The sequence below is a fragment of the Kribbella sp. NPDC050820 genome, assembly GCF_040653975.1.
Classification (GTDB): Bacteria; Actinomycetota; Actinomycetes; order Propionibacteriales; family Kribbellaceae; genus Kribbella.
Window position 1 is genome coordinate 1 of sequence record NZ_JBFAHB010000175.1, and the last position, 1264, is coordinate 1264.

General features: G+C 68.8%; 1 protein-coding gene. It reads right to left on the reverse strand.

Going from position 1 to position 1264, the window contains the following annotated elements; all coding sequences use genetic code 11:
* The coding region (locus AB0H36_RS48075) for a molybdopterin-dependent oxidoreductase (RefSeq protein ID WP_360539133.1) at positions 1–1264 on the reverse strand (1264 nt) is incomplete at both ends.

The window sequence follows — 1264 nt, forward strand, 5'->3', positions numbered from 1 at the left end:
GTCCGGCATCCGCTCCCAGATCCCCATCGTCCGGTCGCCCTGGACGTTGGAGTGCCCGCGGACCGGGCACACACCGGCGCCCGGCCGGCCGATGTTGCCCCGCAGCATCAGGAAGTTGACCACCTCGCGGATCGTCGGCACGCCGTGCTTGTGCTGGGTCAGCCCCATCGCCCAGCAGACGATGACGGATTTGCTCGCGAGTACGGCGTCGTGCACCGCCTCGATCTCGTCGCGGGTCAGGCCGGTCGCCTCGAGCGCGTGCTCCCAGGTGATCGTGCCCGCGTGCTCGGCGAACGCCTCGAAGCCGGTGGTGTGCGTCGCGATGTAGTCACGGTCGAGGACGCCGCCACCCGCGGCCGCGTCGGCCTCGAGCAGCCGGCGATTCAGCATCTGGAACAACGCGAGATCGCCACCGGGCCGGATCTGCACGAACTGGTCGGCGATCGCCGTACCCCGCCCGAGGACGCCACTGGCCTTCTGCGGGTTCTTGAACCGCATCAGACCCGCCTCCGGCAGCGTGTTCACGGCGATCACCCGGCCACCGTTCTTCTTGGTCTGCTCCAGCGCCGACAGCATCCGGGGGTGGTTGGTCCCCGGGTTCTGGCCGACCACGAAGACCAGGCCGGCATTGTGGATGTCGTCGAGCTGCACGCTGCCCTTGCCGATGCCCAGCGTCTCGTTGAGCGCGGAGCCGCTGGACTCGTGGCACATGTTCGAGCAGTCCGGCAGGTTGTTGGTGCCGAAGGCCCGGGCGAACAGCTGGAGCAGGAACGCCGCCTCGTTGTTGAGCCGGCCGGACACGTAGAACAGCGCCTCGTCGGGCGAGCCGAGCGCGGTCAGCTCGCCGGCGACGATCCCGAACGCCTCGTCCCAGCCGATCGGCTCGTAGTGCGTCGCCCCGGGCCGCTTCACCATCGGCTCGGTGAGCCGGCCCTGCTGGTTGAGCCAGTAGTCGGACTTGCCGTCCAGCTCCTCGATCGAGTGCTGCGCGAAGAACTCACGGGTGACACGCCGGGTCGTCGCCTCGTCGTTGATGTGCTTGGCGCCGTTCTCGCAGTACTCGTTCTTGTGCCGGTGCTGCGGCTCCGGCCACGCACAGCCGGGACAGTCGAAACCCTTCACCTGATTGAGGTTGAGGAGCGTCAGCGCGGTACGGCGTACTGTCGTCTGCTCGAGCGAGTACTGCATCGCGTGGGCCACCGCCGGCAGGCCGGCCGCGTAGGTCTTCGGCGGACCGGCCGTCAGGTCGTCCTGCGGATCCTCG